This is a genomic window from Anoxybacillus sp. PDR2 (assembly GCF_009834045.1).
GTDB lineage: Bacteria > Bacillota > Bacilli > Bacillales > Anoxybacillaceae > Anoxybacteroides > Anoxybacteroides rupiense.
Window position 1 is genome coordinate 3,061,936 of the sequence record NZ_CP047158.1, and the last position, 21,784, is coordinate 3,083,719.

At 42.9% G+C, this 21,784-nt stretch carries 17 protein-coding genes and 1 other annotated feature; of the genes, 8 read left to right on the forward strand and 9 right to left on the reverse strand.

Annotation, left to right across the window (positions count from 1 at the left end; all coding sequences use genetic code 11):
* The first annotated feature begins 22 nt into the window (after positions 1–22).
* Positions 23–505: a GAF domain-containing protein gene (locus GRQ40_RS14720; RefSeq protein ID WP_044745915.1), complete on the forward strand. Its 483-nt coding sequence runs from the start codon at positions 23–25 to the stop codon at positions 503–505.
* 48 nt (positions 506–553) lie between these two features.
* Here GRQ40_RS14720 and GRQ40_RS14725 read toward each other — a convergent pair whose 3' ends face one another.
* Positions 554–2,416: a sensor domain-containing diguanylate cyclase gene (locus GRQ40_RS14725; protein WP_159720913.1), complete on the reverse strand. Its 1,863-nt coding sequence runs from the start codon at positions 2,414–2,416 to the stop codon at positions 554–556.
* Between the two features lie 356 nt (positions 2,417–2,772).
* Between GRQ40_RS14725 and rpsD the strand changes: the two genes are divergently transcribed.
* Positions 2,773–3,375 carry a 30S ribosomal protein S4 gene (gene rpsD / locus GRQ40_RS14730; RefSeq protein ID WP_044745913.1) on the forward strand — a complete coding sequence of 201 codons (603 nt, stop codon included), beginning with the start codon at positions 2,773–2,775 and terminating at the stop codon, positions 3,373–3,375.
* A gap of 42 nt (positions 3,376–3,417) precedes the next feature.
* Here the strand turns inward: rpsD and tyrS are convergent, their stop codons facing one another.
* Positions 3,418–4,686 carry a tyrosine--tRNA ligase gene (tyrS, locus tag GRQ40_RS14735; RefSeq protein ID WP_044745912.1) on the reverse strand — a complete coding sequence of 423 codons (1,269 nt, stop codon included), beginning with the start codon at positions 4,684–4,686 and terminating at the stop codon, positions 3,418–3,420.
* Positions 4,687–4,730: 44 nt separating this feature from the next.
* Positions 4,731–4,958, reverse strand: a binding site (T-box leader).
* Between the two features lie 465 nt (positions 4,959–5,423).
* Here tyrS and GRQ40_RS14740 point away from each other — a divergent pair.
* The gene (locus tag GRQ40_RS14740) at positions 5,424–8,189 is read left to right on the forward strand and encodes a transglycosylase domain-containing protein (protein WP_066146490.1); all 2,766 of its coding nucleotides are present in this window, start codon (positions 5,424–5,426) and stop codon (positions 8,187–8,189) included.
* 69 nt (positions 8,190–8,258) lie between these two features.
* On the opposite strand, the gene acsA is transcribed toward GRQ40_RS14740, so the two are convergent.
* The gene (acsA, locus tag GRQ40_RS14745) at positions 8,259–9,974 is read right to left on the reverse strand and encodes an acetate--CoA ligase (protein ID WP_080862053.1); all 1,716 of its coding nucleotides are present in this window, start codon (positions 9,972–9,974) and stop codon (positions 8,259–8,261) included.
* A 182-nt stretch (positions 9,975–10,156) separates the two neighbouring features.
* Between acsA and GRQ40_RS14750 the strand changes: the two genes are divergently transcribed.
* From GRQ40_RS14750 to GRQ40_RS14760, 3 genes are read left to right on the forward strand one after another with little or no spacing between them, the layout of a single operon-like run.
* Complete coding sequence (locus tag GRQ40_RS14750; protein ID WP_044745909.1) at positions 10,157–10,789, forward strand: GNAT family N-acetyltransferase; 633 nt, start codon at positions 10,157–10,159, stop codon at positions 10,787–10,789.
* Positions 10,790–10,814: 25 nt separating this feature from the next.
* A complete protein-coding gene (locus GRQ40_RS14755; protein ID WP_159720268.1) occupies positions 10,815–11,459 on the forward strand; it encodes an acetoin utilization AcuB family protein in 645 nt (214 codons plus the stop codon).
* The gene (locus GRQ40_RS14760) at positions 11,456–12,634 is read left to right on the forward strand and encodes an acetoin utilization protein AcuC (protein ID WP_066150159.1); all 1,179 of its coding nucleotides are present in this window, start codon (positions 11,456–11,458) and stop codon (positions 12,632–12,634) included. Before GRQ40_RS14755 ends, GRQ40_RS14760 begins: the two co-directional genes overlap by 4 nt.
* A gap of 114 nt (positions 12,635–12,748) precedes the next feature.
* Here the strand turns inward: GRQ40_RS14760 and ccpA are convergent, their stop codons facing one another.
* Positions 12,749–13,744, reverse strand: coding sequence for a catabolite control protein A (gene ccpA / locus GRQ40_RS14765; protein ID WP_044745906.1), 996 nt, complete (start codon positions 13,742–13,744; stop codon positions 12,749–12,751).
* A 212-nt stretch (positions 13,745–13,956) separates the two neighbouring features.
* On the reverse strand, positions 13,957–15,039 hold the full coding sequence (locus GRQ40_RS14770) for a bifunctional 3-deoxy-7-phosphoheptulonate synthase/chorismate mutase (RefSeq protein WP_066150156.1): 1,083 nt from the start codon (positions 15,037–15,039) through the stop codon (positions 13,957–13,959).
* 168 nt (positions 15,040–15,207) lie between these two features.
* Between GRQ40_RS14770 and GRQ40_RS14775 the strand changes: the two genes are divergently transcribed.
* Complete coding sequence (locus GRQ40_RS14775) at positions 15,208–17,376, forward strand: cell division protein FtsA (protein WP_159720269.1); 2,169 nt, start codon at positions 15,208–15,210, stop codon at positions 17,374–17,376.
* A 22-nt stretch (positions 17,377–17,398) separates the two neighbouring features.
* Here the strand turns inward: GRQ40_RS14775 and ytxJ are convergent, their stop codons facing one another.
* Genes ytxJ through GRQ40_RS14790 form a run of 3 tightly spaced genes read right to left on the reverse strand, consistent with a single transcriptional unit; the run spans position 17,399 to position 18,542 of the window.
* Positions 17,399–17,731: a bacillithiol system redox-active protein YtxJ gene (gene ytxJ, locus GRQ40_RS14780; protein ID WP_159720270.1), complete on the reverse strand. Its 333-nt coding sequence runs from the start codon at positions 17,729–17,731 to the stop codon at positions 17,399–17,401.
* 4 nt (positions 17,732–17,735) lie between these two features.
* Positions 17,736–18,128 carry a YtxH domain-containing protein gene (locus tag GRQ40_RS14785; RefSeq protein ID WP_066150148.1) on the reverse strand — a complete coding sequence of 131 codons (393 nt, stop codon included), beginning with the start codon at positions 18,126–18,128 and terminating at the stop codon, positions 17,736–17,738.
* 15 nt (positions 18,129–18,143) lie between these two features.
* Entirely contained in the window at positions 18,144–18,542 is a 399-nt protein-coding gene (locus tag GRQ40_RS14790; RefSeq protein WP_159720271.1) for a DUF948 domain-containing protein, read from the reverse strand.
* Positions 18,543–19,223: 681 nt separating this feature from the next.
* Here GRQ40_RS14790 and GRQ40_RS14795 point away from each other — a divergent pair.
* The gene (locus tag GRQ40_RS14795; protein ID WP_066150141.1) at positions 19,224–20,339 is read left to right on the forward strand and encodes an aminopeptidase; all 1,116 of its coding nucleotides are present in this window, start codon (positions 19,224–19,226) and stop codon (positions 20,337–20,339) included.
* Between the two features lie 87 nt (positions 20,340–20,426).
* Here GRQ40_RS14795 and murC read toward each other — a convergent pair whose 3' ends face one another.
* Positions 20,427–21,728 carry a UDP-N-acetylmuramate--L-alanine ligase gene (gene murC / locus GRQ40_RS14800; RefSeq protein WP_159720272.1) on the reverse strand — a complete coding sequence of 434 codons (1,302 nt, stop codon included), beginning with the start codon at positions 21,726–21,728 and terminating at the stop codon, positions 20,427–20,429.
* Between the last annotated feature and the right edge of the window lie 56 nt (positions 21,729–21,784).

The following is a 21,784-nucleotide window of genomic DNA, read 5'->3' on the forward strand; positions in this document are numbered from 1 at the left end:
AACAACGAAGGGAGCGATCTTATTGTTTCATGCCATCACTTATAACGGAACTAAAGAAGAAAATTACCATTTAGTGATTAAGCAGCTGCGCTCGCTAATGGAAGGAGAAAGCAATGTCATTGCTAATCTAGCCAACGCTTCAGCTTTGTTGTATCAATTTTTAGATGAAGTGAATTGGGTCGGCTTTTATCTAGCAGAAGAAGAAGAGCTAGTATTAGGTCCATTTCAAGGGCTTCCAGCATGCGTACGTATTCCATTTGGCAAGGGAGTGTGCGGAACAGCAGCAAAAAATCAACAAACAGAGCGCGTTCCTGACGTTCATCAATTTCCAGGACATATCGCCTGCGATGCCGCCTCTCAATCGGAGATCGTCATTCCTATCATAAAGAATGGAAAATTAATCGGCGTTCTCGATATCGACAGTCCAATCAAAAATCGTTTTGACGAAATCGATCAGCACTTTTTAGAGAAATTTGTAGAGACGTTAGCCGATTCTTTGTCATGATCCCCACCAAGCACATAAAAGGAATCCATATATCAATTAGGATTCCTTTTATGCCTTATACTGATGATGATAATCTTTAACAAATACGCAATTTTTTCCTGACCGTTTGGCCATATAAAGGGCTTCATCAGCTCGTTTAAACAATTCCGTCGCTTCTTCATGACGATTTTTTTTCCAATAAGAAACACCACAGGAAACAGTGACAGAAGGATGGGTTTCCTCTCTCACCTTAATCGCAAGGCGATTGGCAACAGAAATGCCTTTTGTAAGACCGACTTTTGGCAAATAAATAGCCAGCTCTTCTCCTCCCCAGCGAGCGCCAATATCGCTTTCGCGAATGTTTTGCTTAATAATATCTGCTACTTGGATGATGACAGCATCTCCCGTTTGATGTCCGTATGTGTCATTGATTTCTTTAAAATTATCGATATCCACTAAAATAAACGTACCGAACGCATCTCTTTCCATTGATTTTTGGAGCTGTTCATCTAGATAATGACGGGAATACAATTTGGTCAAATAATCTGTCACTACGAGGCTTTCCAATTCCTCCCGCAGCATAGCATTGGCGAAAGCCAGCGTAGAATGATGAATCAATGATTGAAGTAGCTTGAACATTTCAAATGTAAAATAATAGGGCTGACGATGCAAAACGATGACGACTCCTTTTAATACTCTGTTTTGCACCATGGGAACAGCCATTAGCGAACGAAAAATAGGAGCGGAGGACGATGCGTCTATTTTAGCCTCTCCTAAAAACACCATGTCTCGTTCTGTGCGAATTCGTTTTGAAACAAATTCAACATACTTTTTCCCTTGGCGCGTGCGGAAAAAGGGTGTACTTCCAGGCTGTAGCTTTTTTTTATCAGAATCAAACAAAAAGAAACCGACTTCTTCGGCACCAAATGAAAGCTTAATCTGTTTGACCATAAATTCCAAAGCGTCCTGTAAGCGCAAATTAGCATTCAAACAATGCATCGTTTCGTTAATCAACTGCAAATCGGCAACCAGCCTGCGTGACTGCTCGTACAATTTCGCGTTCTCAAGCGCGCTTCCCGCAGTATTTGCCAACAATGAAATGAAATTAATTTCACTTTTCGGGAACTCCATAATATGTGGTGCAATAATTTCAATAACTCCATAAACACCTTGCGCACCTTTGATTGGTGCATACAAAATGGATCGCTGAAGAGCAATAGAATCCTCAATTTGGACCTTTCCGGTTAAAAACGCCTGCATGGCTCCCATGTTTTCATCGGCATCTTCAAACATAATTGTTTTGATTGGCAAGCGGTCATGATATTGATGATCGTGGGACAAAAATAAATAGTATGTAAACGAAGGATAGACTTCTTGCAATGTTTCGATAATTTCTTCCAAAACATCTTCGATTTTCATTGATGCATGAATTTTAGCTGTAAAATGGTGAAGGAGCTCATATCGTCTTTCCTCTCCCAACCCTCGCGAAAATTTCTTCATTTTGCTAAACAACCGAGAAAAGTCCGCTTCAATTTGTTCGAGAAACGAAAGGCTCCATTGCCGCTTTATATAGATAAGCTGCAAAACCCCTAAAAACTCTTCGGAATGCCAAAGAACAATTTGTGCAGCTGTATATTGTTCATCGCGCTCATAAACATGGACTTTTTTCATCGAGCTATCTTCGTGAAATTTGATATTAGGTAAAAAGTCGTAAAAAGGTTCTCCTTCTTTTGTCGTAACTTCGGGATAAAAGACTTTTTTAAAAGGATCAAATAAAAACAGCGTGGCTTCCTCTAGCATAAACTCCTGCTTCAGCAATAGAAGCAAGTGCATCATAACTTTTGAAAAATGGTCGTACTCCTCATACGACAGCATCCAATCAAAAAACTTTTCTTTAAAAGCTGTATACGCCTCTTTCTCCTCTATTTTCATCATTCCATTCACCTGCATCTATAGTCTTGTCTCTGTAACAAAAACACCGCCATTTATTGAAAAGAGTGAAAGTTTTTTTCAAAAAATTACATCTTTTATTATACCATACGAACGGACTATAAAGAAATAAAATGTTGAGGTTGACTTTATTTTATAAAAATCATATAATATCGTTTGTGTAAAATATAGCAGCCTATGTGGTCACCTTTATTGGTTCATTTTGTTCCTCTTCGTCAAGAGGTGTATCGTGTAACTCTTAGCTGCTAGAGCGAGGATACATGAAAACAAAATGGCCTTAATTGTTGATTCACGTCTGCTTTTATTTTACCTAAAATAAAAGCAAAAGGAGGAGCATTATGGCTCGTTATACAGGTCCAACATGGAAAATTTCTCGCCGTCTTGGCATCTCATTAAGCGGTACAGGTAAAGAGTTGCAAAAGCGTCCTTACCCACCAGGCCAACATGGTCCAGGTCAACGTAAAAAACTATCTGAGTACGGCTTGCAATTGCAAGAAAAACAAAAGCTCCGTCATATGTACGGTGTAAATGAACGCCAATTCCGCAAAACATTTGACGAAGCTGGAAAAATGGCTGGTAAACACGGTGAAAACTTCATGATTCTTCTTGAATCTCGCCTTGACAACCTTGTTTACCGTTTAGGCCTTGCGCGTACACGTCGTCAAGCTCGCCAATTAGTGAACCATGGCCACATTCTAGTAAATGGAGGCCGTGTAGATATTCCATCGTATCGCGTGAAACCAGGACAAACTATTTCTGTTCGCGAAAAATCTCGCAACCTTCAAATCATTAAAGAAGCGTTAGAGGTTAACAACTTCGTTCCTGATTACTTAACATTAGATGCTGAAAAATTAGAAGGAACATACACTCGTTTCCCTGAACGCTCTGAGCTGCCAGCTGAAATTAACGAGGCATTGATCGTTGAGTTCTACTCTCGTTAATGTGAAAAATCCCTCTGGAGTATTCCAGAGGGATTTTGTTTACTATGATTTATATTGGATCAAATGGTACTTTTTCTTACCGCGTCGGATTACGGTAAACTGTCCTTCCACACGGTCCTCTTTTGTCAAGACTTTATTCACATCCTGGACCCTTTCGCCATTCACATAAATCGCGCCATTTGTTAAATCCTCACGCGCCTGTCGTTTCGATGAAACAATTCCGCTCGTGACAAGAAGTTCAAGAAGAGACACTTCCTCAGCTTCTCCTGTATACTCGAATGATGGAACATCGTGGAATCCTTGTCTAATCTCATCTGCTGTCAACTCAGAAATGCTGCCGCTAAATAAGGCCTCGGAAATTTTAATGGCTTGCCGCAGCGCCTCTTCTCCATGTACAAGCTTTGTCACTTCCTCCGCCAATGCTTTTTGCGCTGTGCGTTTTTCTGGCGCTTCCTGTAATTCCTTCTCTAGCTGTTCAATTTCCTCTTTTGTTAAGAATGTGAAATACTTCAAGTATTTGATCACATCCCGATCATCTGTATTAATCCAGAACTGGTAAAACTCATATGGAGACGTCTTTTCTTTATCAAGCCAGACAGCGCCGCTTTCCGTTTTACCAAACTTTGTTCCATCCGCCTTCGTGACTAAAGGAAGCGTCAAGCCAAATGCCTTCGCTTCTTCTTCCGTCTTGCGGATTAATTCTAATCCTGCTGTAATATTCCCCCATTGGTCGCTTCCGCCAATTTGCAGCCTGCAATTTTCATTTTGATATAGCTTTAGGAAATCAAAGGATTGCAAAATCATATAGCTGAATTCTGTAAAAGAAATGCCCGTTTCAATTCTCGATTGAACAGATTCCTTCGCAAGCATGTAGTTTAAGCCAAAGTTTTTTCCGACATCCCGCAAAAACGAAATAACATCCAAAGAACGAGTCCAGTCATAGTTGTTCGCAATTTTCGCTGGATTTTCGGCCGTATCAAAATCTAAAAAGCGAGATAGCTGTTCTTTGATTTTTTCGCTCCATTGCTGTACAATCTCTTTTTCGTTCAATGAGCGCTCGCTTTTCCTTCCGCTTGGATCACCAATGAGGCCGGTTGCTCCACCAACGAGCGCAATAGGAAAATGTCCTGCCTGCTGAAATCTTCTTAAAGTCAAAATCGGTAATAAATGGCCGATATGCAGGCTATCAGCTGTCGGATCAAATCCGCAATATAAGCTGATTTTCTCTTCAGATAATAATTTTTCTAGTCCTTCGTGATCTGTGACTTGATTGATAAGCCCACGCCACTCTAATTCATGAAGTAAATTCATGCGCTTCACCTCTCCATAAAAATTAAAAACTCGTCCCTCCACATTGAAGGGACGAGTGTTGATCGCGGTACCACCCTACTTAGAGAGCATTCTGCTCCCTCGCTTGTTTGGATAACGGCCTCTCACCGTCTTTTGCTACTAAGCATTCGCAGAGCCGTTCACAAAAGAAGCTCCAGGAGGTAATTCGCGTCTACCTTTGCACTGGTTCACACCAACCACCAGCTCTCTGAAACAGGGAGATAAACACTACTCATTCCTGTCATCGCTTAAATCATTCATTTTAGGATATACATGTTTTTACCACAATCCATTTGAATTGTCAAATATGATCGCAAAAAAGGACAAAAAGTCATAATATTTGACATTTTATATGATATAATAAAACTAATTTTTATTCCCTTACATTTGCCGTTACGTTAGCTCTCCAACCGAACGTCTTTTGCTGCATGATTGTGTAAAAGCCTTTACATGGAACAATTCGCTCCATCTATTCGTGAAGGATGGACTTCATGAACCGGGAAAGATGGATTCATTAGCATGCTTGTGGCGTAAGATCAAATCGGCTCACCCGTTGTCCTTGTGCTGCACGAAACCAAAAACTCACGGTCGAAAGGCAAGTCGGTCATCTTCTGCTCACACAAGGATAAATGTTGAGGCGTCCATATTGCGTCATGCTCAACTTATACTGGGACATTCACATATTTTTTAAGACATACTTGATTTTTATGGAGGCAAACATGGAACAGCCAAGACAACCGTTTTCCCTGCAAAAAGCGTTGCGAAACCTATATATCACGTATGAAATTGTGTGGAATGTTTTTCTTGTGTTCATTATTTTGCTTATTTGCGCTGCCTGCTTTGCTTTCGGAGTCGGTGCTGGTTACTTTGCCTCTTTAGTAAAAAATATGCCGGTTCCATCGTATAAAGAAATGAAAAAGGATATTTACAACTATGAAGAAACGACCCATATTTATTTTGCTAATCAGGTATACTTAGGCAGCTTCCGTTCCGATTTAGAGAGAGAGGAAGTGTCGTTAAAAGAGGTGTCCCCCTATGTTATTCAAGCGATTATCGCTACAGAGGATGAATACTTTTATACGCATCGCGGCGTAGTTCCAAAAGCAATTGCGCGCGCTTTGTTTCAAGAAGCAACGAATTCCTCCATGCGCACAGGCGGCAGCACGCTGACACAACAGCTTGTCAAAAATCAAATTTTGACAAACGAGGTATCTTTTGAACGCAAAGCCAAAGAAATTTTGCTTGCCCTCCGACTTGAACACTTTTTCAAAAAAGAAGAGATTTTAGAAGCGTATTTAAATGTGGTTCCATTCGGGAGAAATTCATCCGGCCACAATGTTGCCGGCATTCAAGCAGCGGCAAAAGGGATTTTTGGCATTGACGCAAAAGATTTAAACCTGGCGCAGGCCGCTTTTTTGGCAGGTCTTCCACAAAGCCCATTCGGTTACACTCCGTTTACGAGCGATGGGCAAGTAAAAAAAGATCTTTCTCCAGCTCTGGAACGAATGAAGTTTGTATTAAAGCGAATGAAAAGATTAGGCTATATTTCTCAAAGCCAATACGAAGAGGCTTTGAAATATAAGATTGCACAACATTTTGCACCGCCGCAGCCATCGCCATTTGAAAAATATCCATGGCTTACAATGGAGATCGAACAGCGATCAAAAGATATTTTAGCAGCTGTTTTAGCGCAAAAAGATGGTTATGAGAAAAAAGATTTACAAAACAATGCTCCCCTTTATCAGGAATATATAGCGAAAGCAGAAAAGCAACTGCGGCAAAATGGATACGATATTTATACGACCGTTGATCAAGATATTTACGATCGCATGCAATCGATCGTCGCCAAGTATCCGTATTTCGGCCATGACGTGATCAGAACAGAAACCAATCAAGCGGGGCAAACCGTTCAGAAGACCGAACCGGTGGAAGTTGGAGCCATGCTCATTGAAAATAAAACAGGAAGAATCATCAGTTTTGTCGGCGGTCGAGACTACCACCGCCAGCAATTAAATCATGCGACGCAAGCCTATCGTTCAAATGGCTCCACAATGAAACCGCTTTTAGTTTATGCGCCAGCTATGGAAATGGGGGTTGTTCAGCCTGGTTCTGTCATTCCCGATGTAGATCTGTACGTTTCGACACCGAGCGGCCCATATCGTCCGAAAAACGCCGATCGCCGTACGCACGGGCTTGTATCCGTGCGACAATCTTTGCAGTATTCCTACAATATTCCGGCTGTCAGAACCTACATGAGAACGATTCATCAACGGCCGATCGCCTATTTAGAAAAAATGGGATTTACCAGCCTGACCCAATCGGATGCCTCCAACCTCTCGTTAGCTCTCGGAGCTTTAACAAAAGGGGTAACGGTCGAAGAGAACGTGAATGCATATGCGACCTTCGGCAACTCTGGAGCGTTTGTCGATGCTTATTTAATTGAAAAAATCGTCGCTAAAAACGGGGAAATCGTCTATCAACATCATAGCACTCCTATTCCCGTCTTCTCCCCGCAAACTTCCTATTTAATGATCGATATGATGCGCGATGTTATTCGCCAAGGTACAGCGGCATCCCTTCCGTCATTTTTAAAATTTCAAGCTGACTGGGCGGGAAAAACAGGGACGGGACAAGACAATAAGGACGCGTGGTTTGTCGCTACTAATCCTAATGTCACGTTTGGCGTTTGGATGGGCTATGATACACCTGCTCCATTGGAACAAACATATAAAGGGCTTTCTTACAGTAAACGAAACTTGTTGCTCTGGGCACAGCTAATGAATGCAGCTTACGATGTCAAGCCAAGCTTGATTGCTCCAAAGCAACGGTTCAATATGCCAGGTGGAATTGTCCGCCGTGCCTATTGCTCGGTATCCGGACTTGTTCCATCAGACAGCTGCCAAAAAGCTGGATTAGTACGCTATGATTTATATAACACCAAGTTTACACCAAGAGAAGAGGATCGCTCCTTAACAAACGGGCGCTTTGTTGAAATCAATGGAAAGCGTTATGTAGCACTTGCTACAACGCCACGAGAATTCACAAAAGATGGAATTATATTAAGCAAGCAGATGCTCGACAAGCTCGGTATTAAGGAAGCAGATGCTGCAAAGCTGTTTCCAGATTCTTATACAGCAGCTGAAGAATTAAAAGAGAATGGCAAACGGCCAGATTCCCCTACAGCACGCTGGTCCAATCAAACATTGATATGGTCTGCCCTCCGTGAACCTGATGTCATCGGGTATCGAGTATACCGAGCGATTCATGAAGGTGCTTCGTTCCAAATGGTCGCAGCCATTAGAGCCGGCCAGCCGCTATCCTTTAACGATGGATTAGGCTCTGGTGTTTATTATGTCACGGCCGTTGATATTGCTGGAAAGGAATCCTCTCCTTCCAATGTGGTTGTCAAACAGACGAAGCCGGCAGAAACACCAACAACAACCAAACCATCCTCCTCGGCTCCTGCCTCAGAGGATGCACCATAGATACATTTTATACGTAATAACGAAAAACGGCTGACCGAATATTCGCGTCAGCCGTTTTTGCTATAATCATTAATCTTCCATCGTCGACAAATCTCCTGTCGGCAAGTTCAATTCCCATGCTTTTAACACGCGGCGCATGATTTTGCCGCTTCGTGTTTTCGGCAATTTATCACGAAACTCAATTTCCCGCGGAGCCGCATGAGCCGCTAATCCTTTCTTGACAAAAAGACGAATATCTTCAATCAATTCCTCAGACGGCTCATAGCCATCGCGCAACGAAATAAAGGCTTTAATAATTTCTCCTCGCACTGGATCAGGCTTTCCAATGACGCCTGCTTCAGCAACAGCCGGATGTTCAACAAGCTTACTTTCTACTTCAAACGGCCCTACGCGCTCTCCTGATGTCATAATCACATCATCAATCCGTCCTTGGAACCAGAAATAACCGTCCTCATCCATATAAGCCGAATCTCCCGACACATACCAATCCCCGATAAAATAGGATTCATATTTTTGCGGATTGTTCCAAATTTCCTTCATCATGGACGGCCAACCTTTGCGGATTGCCAGGTTCCCCATGCGATAAGGAGGCAATTCGTTTCCTTGATCATCAATGATCGCCGCTGTTACTCCAGGAATCGGCTTACCCATTGATCCAGGCTTGATTTCCATACACGGATAATTGCAAATGAGCTGTGCACCCGTTTCTGTCATCCACCACGTATCATGAATGCGGCGATGAAATACCTTTAATCCCCAGCGCACTACTTCCGGATTAAGCGGTTCTCCTACGCTTAAGATATGACGAAGTGAGCTCAAATCAAATTGTTTAATAATTTCATCTCCTGCTCCCATCAGCATTCGAAAAGCCGTCGGAGCGCTGTACCAAACCGTCACGCCGTAATCCTCGATTGTTTGATACCATATTTCCGGGCTGAAGCGTCCCCCGATAATCACGTTGGAAGCACCGCAGAGCCACGGGCCGAAAATTCCGTAAGAGGTTCCTGTTACCCATCCTGGATCCGCCGTGCACCAATATACATCATCCTCTTGTAAATCAAGCACCCATTTCGCTGTTTGATAATGCTGGATCATCGCATTGTGAACATGCAAGACGCCCTTCGGTTTTCCGGTAGAGCCAGATGTATAGTGCAAAATCAATCCATCCTGCCGATCCACCCATTCAACGTCAAAATGCTTACTTGCTTCATTCATGCGCTTTTTGAAGTCGATATATGGACCTTCCTCTTTAATTTGATCTCCCACTAACAAAACATACTTTAAGGCCGGAAGCTCATTGACAGGAACGCGCGGCAGCAATTCCGGAGTGGTGACAATGACCTTCGCTTCGCTGTCTTCCAGGCGATCGCGAACAGCCCCTTCCATAAACGCTTCAAATAACGGCCCAACAATCGCTCCTGTTTTAATTGCTCCAAGAACAGCAAAATACAACTCTGGCGAACGCGGCATAAAAACGAAGACGCGATCTCCTTTTTCTACTTCAGCGACTTGTTTGAATACATTGGCTGCCTTATTCGACCATTCTTTCATTTCTTTGAACGTATATTTTTCCTCGCGCGAAGCATCTCGATAATAAAGTGCGACTTTATTTTTCCGGAATGTCTCTACATGGCGGTCAATCGCCTCATAAGCCATATTTACGCGGCCTGTTTCCGACCATGAAAAATTTTTTTCAGCCTCTGACCAATCAAAATTTCGATAGGTTTCCTCATAATTGGCTAAATTGTGCTCCCCTTGTATGACTGATAGCGTTTCCACTTTCATTCCCCTATTTCCCCCTTATGTAAATGATTACATTTCCATTATAGTATAACTCATATAAATTCTCAATTTTTAAAAAATTAACTTTAAAAACAAAGTTTTTTGAAGTTTTTTTGAAAACGCTTTATCTTTCTTTTTTTCATGTATAATGGAACTGTGAGAAAAGATAACCAGGTGGTGACTGAATGGAACATAAAAAAACATATAATGCCAAAGAACTAAAAACTCCAAGAGGCACGCTGATCATCGAAGGGCCGGTGCCGCCCGAAAAGCTAGCAGCCTATGAATTTCACCATGACTTAACCGCATTCCGACAGCCAGAGCAACAGCATAAAGCACTGATCGAGATTGCTTGCCTTCCTGAAGGAAGGATTATCATCGCCCGCCATCATCACACCATTATCGGCTACGTCACATTTCTTTATCCTGATCCGCTTGAGCGCTGGTCTGAGGGTAACATGAGCAATTTGATCGAACTGGGGGCCATCGAGGTCATTCCTGAATTCCGCGGCTATCAAGTGGGCAAAAACTTGCTTATTGTTTCGATGATGGATGATGCAATGGAAGATTATATTATCATCACGACAGAATATTATTGGCATTGGGATTTAAAAAGAACCGGACTGAATGTGTGGGAATATCGTAAAATCATGGAGAAAATGATGAATGCTGGAGGACTTGTCTGGTATGCGACTGATGATCCTGAAATCTGCTCGCATCCGGCTAACTGCCTTATGGCCCGCATTGGAAAACGAGTCGATCAGGAATCCATTCAAAAGTTCGATCGCCTTCGGTTTATGAACCGTTTTATGTATTAAATCAGCAAACAAAGGGGGAGAAGGTATGATTGTTGAACAAATTATGAAAACAAACATCTTCACACTTCATCCAAACAGTACGATCACAGATGCGATCAACCTAGTCAAGCAGAAGCGCATTCGCCATATTCCGATCGTCGATGAAGAACAGCGCATCTTGGGCATTGTGACAGACCGTGATATTCGTGATGCAAGCCCTTCTATTTTCCATGCCCATGAACATTTAGAAGACTTTGAAAAACCGATTAGCACGCTGATGAAAACAGATGTGATTACAGGCCACCCTCTTGATTTTGTAGAAGAAATTGCGGCGTTATTTTATGAGCACCGAATTAGCTGTTTACCGATTGAAACAGATGGAAAATTAGTAGGAATGGTGACTGAAACGGATTTGCTGTACACGCTTGTACAACTGACAGGAGCGCATCAGCCTGGATCACAGATCGAAGTCAAGGTACCTAATTATAGCGGAATGCTAAGCGAAGTAGCAGCGGTCTTTGCGAAAAGAAATATGAATATTTCCAGCGTCCTTGTCTATCCAGATAGCGATGAACGCTACAAAATTCTTGTATTCCGCATTCAAACCATGAATCCTACCGGAATTATTGCTGATTTAAAAAACGCAGGCTACGCGGTTCTATGGCCAAACCTACCGGGGGTTTCATCATGAAGAAGGATTGTGTGTTCGTATACTCAGATGCATTTCAAACTTACAAATTCAACGATGACCATCCATTTAACCAATTGCGCGTTAAACTCACTTATGATTTGCTCCAAGCTATCGATGCTTTAGAAGACGGACAAATTATTTCACCTCGCATCGCCACAGATGAGGAACTGGAATTGATTCACGACCGTGCTTACATTGAAGCCGTTAAAGCGGCTGGGCAAGGAAAATTAACAGATGAGATCGCCCTGAATTATGGACTGGGGACAGAGGATACCCCTATTTTTCCTAATATGCATGAAGCAAGTGCTTTGCTAGTAGGAGCGACGTTAACAGCTGTGGATTATGTATTATCAGGAAAAGCTGTCCACGCCTTAAGCCTAGGCGGAGGACTCCACCATGGGTTTCGCGGTAAAGCATCGGGATTTTGCATTTATAATGATAGTGCGGTAGCGATTAAATACATTCAAGAACGCTATGGGCTTCGCGTTCTTTATGTGGATACGGATGCCCATCATGGCGACGGAGTACAATGGGCCTTTTACGACGATCCGAATGTCTGTACGTTTTCCATTCATGAAACGGGAAGATATTTGTTCCCTGGAACAGGAAACATTACAGAGCGGGGGCACGGAAAGGGGTATGGGTTCTCATTTAATATTCCCGTCGATGCGTTTACCGAGGATGAATCATGGCTTGATGCTTACACGCAAGCATTGCGAGAAATCGCTGATTTTTTTAAGCCAGATGTCATTTTGACACAAAATGGGGCCGATGCCCACTACTACGATCCGCTTACTCATCTATCTGTCACAACGAAAACTTATCGTGAGATCCCAAGGCTGGCTCATGAAATCGCTCATCAATATTGTGACGGCCGCTGGATTGCCGTCGGTGGAGGCGGCTACGATATTTGGCGCGTCGTACCAAGAGCATGGTCATTCATTTGGCTTGAAATGACTGAACAATCAAACATTTCAGGAAACCTCCCGCAAGCATGGCTTGAAAAATGGCAGCCGTACTCTCCTGTTCCGCTTCCTGAAACATGGGACGATCCAGAAGGATTGTATCCGCCCATTCCACGCAAGGGAGAAATTACTGAAAAAAACGCTCTGACTGTCGAGAAAGCGCTTTATCCCATTCGCAACCAACGTCCCAACATGAAGCAAAGCCTATGAAATTTCATATTTGGCGACATTCCTTGTCTGCCAACCGTTTTCAAGATATTCTCAGTCAGAAAAACAATGGTAGACAAAGTGAAAATTCACTTTGTCTACCACCAAAATCTTTGTTTATTTTGTTGATTCTCGATATTCAATGCGATGCGGCAGCACAACAATATGGTTTTCGACATGCTCTTTATTCATATATTTCGTGAGCAGCCGCATAGCCACCGCGCCGATATCATACATTGGCTGGACAACCGTAGTTAAGCGCGGGCGCACCATTGTCGCAAGCCGGGTATTATCAAACCCGACTACCTCCAATTGGTTTGGCACATGAATGCCATGGTCCTGCGCGCTATGAATCACTCCAAGCGCCATCTCATCTGTACCAGCAAATACGGCTGTTGGTCTATCATGCAATTCCATCATTTTTTCATACGCTTCGATACCCGAATCGTATGAATAGTCTCCTTCAATAATCAGCCCCTCATCATATGCAATTCCTCTCTCCTCAAGCGCACGCCGATAACCTGACAGCTTTTTCTGATTAATTGGATCATCAGCCGGTCCGGTCACATACGCTATGCGTGTATTTCCTTTATCAAGAAGATAGGTCACAGCTTCAAATGCGGCTTGCTCGTAGTCAATGTTTACTGATGGAATCGCATGATTTTGCTCAATGGTCGCCGCCAGCACAATCGGAACGGATGATTTCTGAAATTCGCTTACATGTTCATCCGTCATATTGCCCCCCATGAACACGATTCCATCTACTTGCTTTGCCAGCATCGTATTGAGCAAATGCAACTCTTTCTCTTTGTTTTGATCGGAGTTGCTCAAAATGATATTATATTTATACATCGTAGCAATATCTTCGATTCCTCGCGCTAATTCGGCAAAAAAGATGCTCGAAATATCAGGGATAATCACGCCGACCGTTGTCGTTTTTTTGCTGGCGAGCCCGCGTGCAACAGCGTTTGGCCGATAGCCGAGTCGTTCAATGGCCTCCAATACCTTTTTTCTTGTCGACGGCTTAACATTTGGATTCCCATTAACTACTCGTGATACCGTTGCCATCGACACATTTGCTTCTCGAGCAACATCATAAATGGTTACATTCATTTATCCCACTCCTCTTATACCTCTATTTTATGACAATCGTCATCTTGTCTACTTATTATATTAGCAATATCATACGATACATTATGGAACAATGGCAACGTCTTGACAAATAATTTGTAAATGTTTTCGTATTTTATTCAAACTAAGACCAAAATAAAAAATCCCTTTCACCAGCGCGTATTCGCCCCGATGAAAGGGAAGGGTCGCGTGATTTACGCCTTCACCATTTGCCGTTGAAACGATTTTAATTCTTCCATAAATTCGTTAAATTGAGCAATATCCATTTGCTGAGCTGAATCTGATAAAGCAACGGCTGGATCAGGATGCACCTCGGCCATCACTCCGTCGGCACCGATTGCCAATGCCGCCTTGGCGCAAGGAAGCAATAGATCGCGTCTTCCAGTCGAGTGAGTCACATCGACAAATACCGGCAAATGAGTTTCTTTCTTTAAGATCGGCACAGCAGAAATGTCAAGCGTATTCCGCGTTGCCCGTTCATATGTGCGGATTCCACGCTCGCAAAGAATAATTTGATCATTTCCTTGCGACATAATGTATTCTGCAGCGTTGATAAACTCTTCGATCGTTGCAGCCAGTCCGCGCTTTAGCAATACCGGTTTATTTACTTGGCCGGCCGCCTTTAACAGCTCAAAGTTTTGCATATTGCGCGCACCGATTTGAATGACGTCGATGTAATCAAGGGCTGTTTCAATATCGGCAGGAGTCACGATTTCACTAATGACTGCTAAATCGTATTCGGCAGCAATTCTTTTCAAAATTTTCAGCCCTTCCACTCCAAGTCCTTGGAAGTCATATGGAGATGTTCTTGGCTTGTACGCTCCCCCGCGCAATAATTTTAATCCGTGCTGTTTCACTGCCTTAGCTACTTCAGCCACCTGTTCGTAGCTTTCTACTGCGCAAGGCCCCATCACAAAATATTGATTGCCGTCACCAATTTTTTCACCTTTGATGTTGACAATCGTATTTTCTGGCTTTTTCTTCCGCGAAACAAGCAGCGCTTTGCGATGATCGTCTTCTTGCAGCTCTAAGCCCGCTTTAAAAATTTCTTTAAAAATATGTTTCAACGTCGCCGTTTCAAACGGTCCGTCGTTATATTCAAGAATCAAATCGAGCATCTTTCGCTCACGAACTGGATCATAGCGATAAGTGCCCTGTGTTTCTTTAATTTTCCCAATTTCTTGGACAAGGCGGCCTCGTTCGTTAATCAATTTTAAAATCTGCAAGTTCACTTCGTCGACCCTTGCCCTTAACTCGTCTAATCTGTCGTTGCTCATGCTTTCTCATCCTTTCGTGGTTTATAAAAATAAAAAAATATGATACATTTCTATTAATTAGACATTATAATCGAAATGGATACAATTGTCACTAAAAAACTTTAGCAATTAAACGCATTTAAGTAATAAAGCAGCATATGACAAATTTTAAAAGAAGGTGAATTGTCCGTGAACAATGAGACAGCCATTTTTGCATTAGATATCGGAACGCGCTCTGTTATTGGGGTTATTTTACAAGAAATGAACGGTGCTTATCAAGTATTTGATGTGATAGCAAAAGAACATGATGAACGAGCCATGCTTGACGGACAAATTCATGATATCCCGGCAGTCTCGAAAACCATTATAGAAATTAAAGAAGCATTGGAAAAAAAATATGGACCGTTGCGACGCGTTTCTGTTGCTGCTGCTGGAAGAGCCTTAAAAACCGAACGGGCTGAAGCGACATTGTGGGTATCCGGAAAGACGATGATCACAAAAGAAGATGTGACGCATTTAGAATTAAGCGCTGTGCAGCAAGCACAAGCAAAATTGGCGGCACAGCAGCAAGAACAAAGCCATCATTACTATTGCGTAGGCTATTCTGTAGTGAACTACAAAATTGACGGACAAGAAATCGGCAGTTTAATTGACCAGCAAGGGACAGAAGCAGCCGTTGAAGTGATCGCCACATTTTTGCCCAAAATTGTGGTCGATTCTCTTCTAGCGGCTTTACAACGCGCCAACCTTGAAATGGAGGCGCTGACCCTTGAGCCAATCGCAGCTATTAATGTGCTGATACCGCCTACGATGCGCCGTTTAAACATTGCGCTCGTCGATATTGGCGCCGGAACTTCAGATATCGCTATCACTGATCTCGGCACCGTAGTGGCTTATGGAATGGTTCCGGTTGCCGGAGATGAGATTACGGAAGCGATTTCAGACCAATATTTATTAGACTTTCCATTGGCTGAACAAACAAAACGCGAGCTTTCCAAAAACACGACCGTCACCATCACAGATATTTTAGGCTTTGAAACAGAAGTGAGCAGTGAAGAAATCGTTGCTTCCATTTCCAAGGCGATTGATCGGCTTGCTCAAGCTATCCGTGATGAAATCTTGCTTTTGAATAACGGAAAGCCTCCAAAAGCCGTTATGTTGGTTGGCGGCGGCAGCTTGACTCCTCAGTTGCCAAAACGACTGGCTAAAATGCTTGAATTGCCGGATCATCGCGTGGCGATCCGAGGAGTAGAAGCCATTCAAAAATTAACAATCAGTCCAGACATCCATCTGCATGGGCCAGAGCTTGTCACCCCCATCGGCATTGCCATTGCATCCCAGCAAAATCCGGTGAAGTATGTTAGCGTCTCTGTCAACGGACAGCTTGTTCGCTTATTTGATATGAAGCAGCTAACCATTGGCGACTGTTTGCTGGCCAGCGGCATTTCCATTCATAAGCTATACGGGAAACCAGGAATGGCTCTTGTTGTCACTGTCAATGGACAAATGATCACCATTCCAGGCACACATGGGCAACCTCCGCTCATTACGAAAAACGGCATTCCAGCTGCTTTAGACACCTCCATTCATGATGGAGACGATATTTTCGTTGAAAAAGGGAAAGACGGGGAAGCTGTGTCCATTTCATTAAGAGATTTAATCGATGAGCTGCCGCGCAAAACCGTCACCATAAATGGAGACACGTATGAAATCAAAGCAGCGGTCTATCAAAACGGACAGGCTGTTTCTTTAGATACATATGTCCATGATCGCGACATCATTACCCTGAAAATGCCAGAAACCATCGAGGAATTGCTGCATAGTCTCAACCTCTCTCAATGGCTGACAAAGCTCAAACCATTTATCGTCTATCTCAATCATTCTCCTATTGAAATCAAAGCATGGGCTGGGACTATTTATAAAAATCAGCTGGAAGCGCGGTTATCATCAAGCTTTGAGGATGGCGACATCATTGAACTTACAGACCAAGCGGCACCAACGCTTCGCGAGCTGGCTGACGCTCAGCAAATCCGTTTGACCTACTCCGTCCCTGTCCGTTTTAATGGAGAGTGGATTACTCTTTCCAAACCTTTGGTGCAAATTTATCGTAACGGACAGCTGCTTCATGAAGAGGATCAAGTTGAAAACGGATCGACTCTGGAACTGGTCGAAAGGAAAATGGAGTCATTTATTTTTCAAGATATTTTTAACTATGTTCAAATTGATATCCCTTCGTCTGCTTCAGCGACTTTCACGTTGCTAAAAAACGGGGAGCGAGTGACATTTTATGAACCTTTGGCTCCGGGGGATGAATTAGAAATGACTTGGGAGCCCATCCATATAAACAAAAAATCATAGGCTGATCCCAAGTGATAGGGGATCAGCCTATAATTTGCCGCTTCAGTTCATCGTACGTAATGCTCCAATGCGAGGTGTGCCATTTAACAGAGCCGTTTGCAAACAGCAACGCTTGAGGCGATTCATGCTTTATGCTGAATGTCTCAGCAATGTAATTGGAAAGTGGCCGTGCTTCTTGCACATATAGATAATACGTGGCCACTTCCGGATGATCCTCTACAAACTTCTCGTACTCCGCGAAAGCCGCTCGGCTTATCGGACACGTTAGGCTATGTTTCAATAACAAAAAATGTTTGACTTCTTGAACGATTGGTTCAAATTGTTCTACTGTTTCAAGCTTTTTTTTTTTCCACATTATTTCACTCCGCTTCATTTGGATGCTGTTTTTTCTGTTCCGCATCACTCAATGCCTGTTCTGTTTCTTTCAACAATCTGTCAATTGCTTCTTTATTGTTGTCCACTGGAATCCGGATCGCTTCTGTCTCCAGTTCAATTCCTTCATGTTCCTGCTCATTCATGTCGCTTTCCGTGTCTTTGGCTGCCGGTACTCTCTTAGCTACCTCTTTTGTTTTCTCTTTCGCAATTTCCAGCCATTCTGTAGCCTTTGTTTTAATTGGCTCCAAATTCCCTGTCACATTTATTTCTGCTACCCACTTTTTCCCCTTATCGCTTGTGAAAAGTAGGGCCGTCGCAGCTCCAACCACCCCGCCAACAATCGCTCCTAGCAAAAAACTCCCGTTATTTTTTCCCATCTTGCATCCTCCTTTTTAGTTTGTTTTTTTTCTTCTTTTCCATTTTCCCCATATTTCTAAAAAAGCATTTCCCCATTGCACCGCTTGAATGACTTTTTGCTCATTGCTCGACAACTGTTTAGCTAAAGAATCGTTAAACGTTTGGATCGTCGCTCCTACCTGTTTGACGGTGTCAAATAGCCTGTTTAAACTCTCCATTTTTTTCTGTACATCATCAGCTGCCGCATTCGTTTTATGCAATAGTTGAGAGGTTTCCGTCCCGATTTCATTCACTTGCTTTTCCATTCCTTCGATTGTTTTCGTCAAGCTTTGCAATGTCTCCTGCACTCTTTTCAATGTTTTAACTAAATACACAACTAAAATGAAAAAGGCAATCGCAACCAATGCTACGCTTAAATATAAAATGATTTCCACATTTTTTCCTCCTCAATGCAACCTTTCTTTAAAGAGACTATTCGACTTCTTATCGACAAATTCCTCCTCTAACATTCTATATAATTTGAAATTTTAACAGACAGGAACATGGCGCAAGCATACACACCAAATCAATGAATGAACATTTCTCGCCACATTGGTAACGCGTCTTTGCGTTCGAACAAACAACTGTCGAAAAATGGCACACATCCCTAGACTGCTCCATTAAAGATGAAACAAACAGAATCAGTAAACATCCACGATCGAAAAAGTTTTGTGACTTGCCTTCCCACACGCATTCGCGTGACGAAGGTTGGAGTCAAGACGTTTGATCCATTTATGGTTCTACAGCAGCTTGTTTCGCCCACCTAAAACAGCCCTCACTCTATCATACAGCAGGTAAACATATCAAGTGACAGCTATTCTATTCAACAAATTGGGCAAAATAGGATACAATAATTTTGTATACATAGTAGGTAAAGCTTGTTGATGAATCAAAGAAGACAAACGGGACGCCCATGTTCCCCTATGTTTGTCTGGTTGCGACAAACAGCAGGTTCCGTGCTATGCTGACCATGAGATAGAAGACGCTCAGGTTTATCCTTGGCAATTCTGCATTTCTCAAGCAACGTCATGATCACCAATGCCAAAATCAATCGATTCGAATGGGAGGAAGCATAAATGAAAGATCCACGCATTGAGCAATTAGCCAAAACTCTAATTCAATACTCGGTTCGCCTGCAAAAGGGAGAAAAAGTATTAATTGAAAACTTCGGGCTTCAGCGCGAATTTGTCATCGCTCTCGTCCGGGAAGCCTATGCTGCTGGAGGATATCCGTTTGTATTGTTAAAGGATCATCAAATTGATCGAGCTCTTTTACTCGGTGCACAAGAGGAGCAATTTCAAATGATGGCCGACTTTGAAGCAAGCATCATGGCGCAAATGGACGCTTATATCGGGCTTCGGGCCGGTGACAATATTAACGAATTTGCTGATATTCCTGATGATAAAATGCGGCTTCACGGCAAAACCGTCATGCAAAAAGTGCATCGCGATATTCGTGTTCCCAAAACAAAATGGGTGGTGCTCCGTTATCCAAGCCCATCGATGGCTCAGTTGGCAAAAATGAGCACCGAAGCATTTGAAGATTTTTATTTTAATGTGTGCAATCTTGACTATAGCAAAATGGATCGAGCAATGGATGCGCTCGTCGATTTAATGAACAAAACCGATCAAGTGCGCATTACAGGACCAGGAACTGACTTGTCCTTCTCTATTAAGGACATTCCAGCCATTAAATGCTCTGGACAGATGAACATTCCAGATGGCGAAGTATACACGGCTCCTGTTCGTGATTCTGTCAATGGCACTATTTCGTTCAATACGCCGTCTCCTTACCATGGCTTTACATTTGAAAACGTCAAGCTAACGTTTAAAGATGGCCAAATCACGGAAGCAACGGCTAACGATACAGAACGAATTAATCAAATTTTTGATACAGATGAAGGCGCACGCTATATCGGTGAGTTTGCCATCGGCGTCAATCCATACATCCAGCACCCGATGCAGGATATTTTATTTGACGAAAAAATTGACGGAAGCTTTCATTTCACTCCGGGACAGTGCTATGATGATGCATACAATGGCAATCATTCCACCATTCACTGGGACATGGTGATGATTCAACGTCCAGAATACGGCGGCGGTGAAATTTATTTTGATGGAGTGTTAATCCGCAAAGACGGGCGCTTCGTCATACCGGAGCTTGAAGCGCTAAATCCGGAAAATCTCAAATAAGGTGTAATACAAAGAGCCGATTCATTGAATGAATCGGCTCCCCTCTTCTTCAAGCAGAAGAAAGGCACCAAGAATGAGCTCTCGGTGCTATGAATGAACGGTTTGCTCATATGCCTCTTGAAACTTTTGAATATCTCCGGCTCCCATAAATACCAGCACCGCATGCGCATGCTGCTTTAATACCGATGTATCGTCTTCTGTAATCAGGCGAGCATGTGGAATTTTCGCTTGCAAATCATAAATCGACAGCTGTCCCTGATGCTCACGGGCAGAGCCAAAAATATCGCACAAATACACCTGATCCGCTTGCTGAAGGCTCTCAGCAAACTCTTGCAAAAAGGTTTGCGTTCTTGTATAGGTGTGTGGCTGAAAGATCGCAACAATTTCGCGATTCGGATATTTTTGTCTTGCCGCATCAAGCGTTGCCACAATTTCTCGCGGATGATGAGCATAGTCGTCAATCAAAATTTGATCGCCGATCTCTTTTTCACTAAACCGCCGCTTCACTCCTTGGAACGTTTTTAAACGTTCTTGAATAACGCGCACATCAATTTCTTCATAATGGCAAAGGGCAATGACCGCCAACGCATTGAGCACATTATGATCGCCAAAACGCGGGATTTCAAATGAAGCAAAAAACGTATTGCGAACAAATACATCAAACGAAGTTCCTTCTGTCGTTTTCACGATATTGCGCGCCTGAAAATCGTTGTCATCGCCAAAGCCATAAAACAAAACCGGGACCTTCGCTTGAATTTTTTGCAAATACTCGTCATCCCCGCATGCAATAATCCCCTTTTTCACCTGCATCGCCATCTCCTGAAAAGCGGCAAATACATCATCAATATTCGCAAAATAATCTGGATGATCAAAGTCAATGTTCGTCATAATCGCATAATCAGGGAAATACGATAAAAAGTGACGCCGATATTCGCAAGCTTCAAACACAAAATATTGGCTTCCTTCTACTCCTTTTCCAGTTCCATCCCCAATTAAATACGAGGTCGGTTTCGCTCCTTGCATCACATGAGCCAACAGCCCTGTCGTCGATGTTTTCCCATGTGCTCCTGTCACGGCAACACTTGTGAATTTTTGCAAAAAATCGCCCAAAAATCGATGATAACGAATAACAGGAACCCCTAATTCATGTGCCGCTTGAATTTCTTCATGCGTATCCGCAAATGCATTTCCAGCAATCACTGTACAGCCAGGGCGAATGTTCTCCCTGCTAAACGGAAAAATGGGAATTCCCCGCTCTTCTAGCGCTCTTTGTGTAAAAAAACGCTTTTCAACATCTGATCCTTGAACAATATACTTCATATCATGAAGAATTTGTGCTAACGCGCTCATTCCTGTTCCTTTAATGCCCACGAAATGGTAAACAGTCATATCGAAGACCTCCAACAATCGTCTGTCTGAACCTTTACGCCATAAAAATCGGCTCA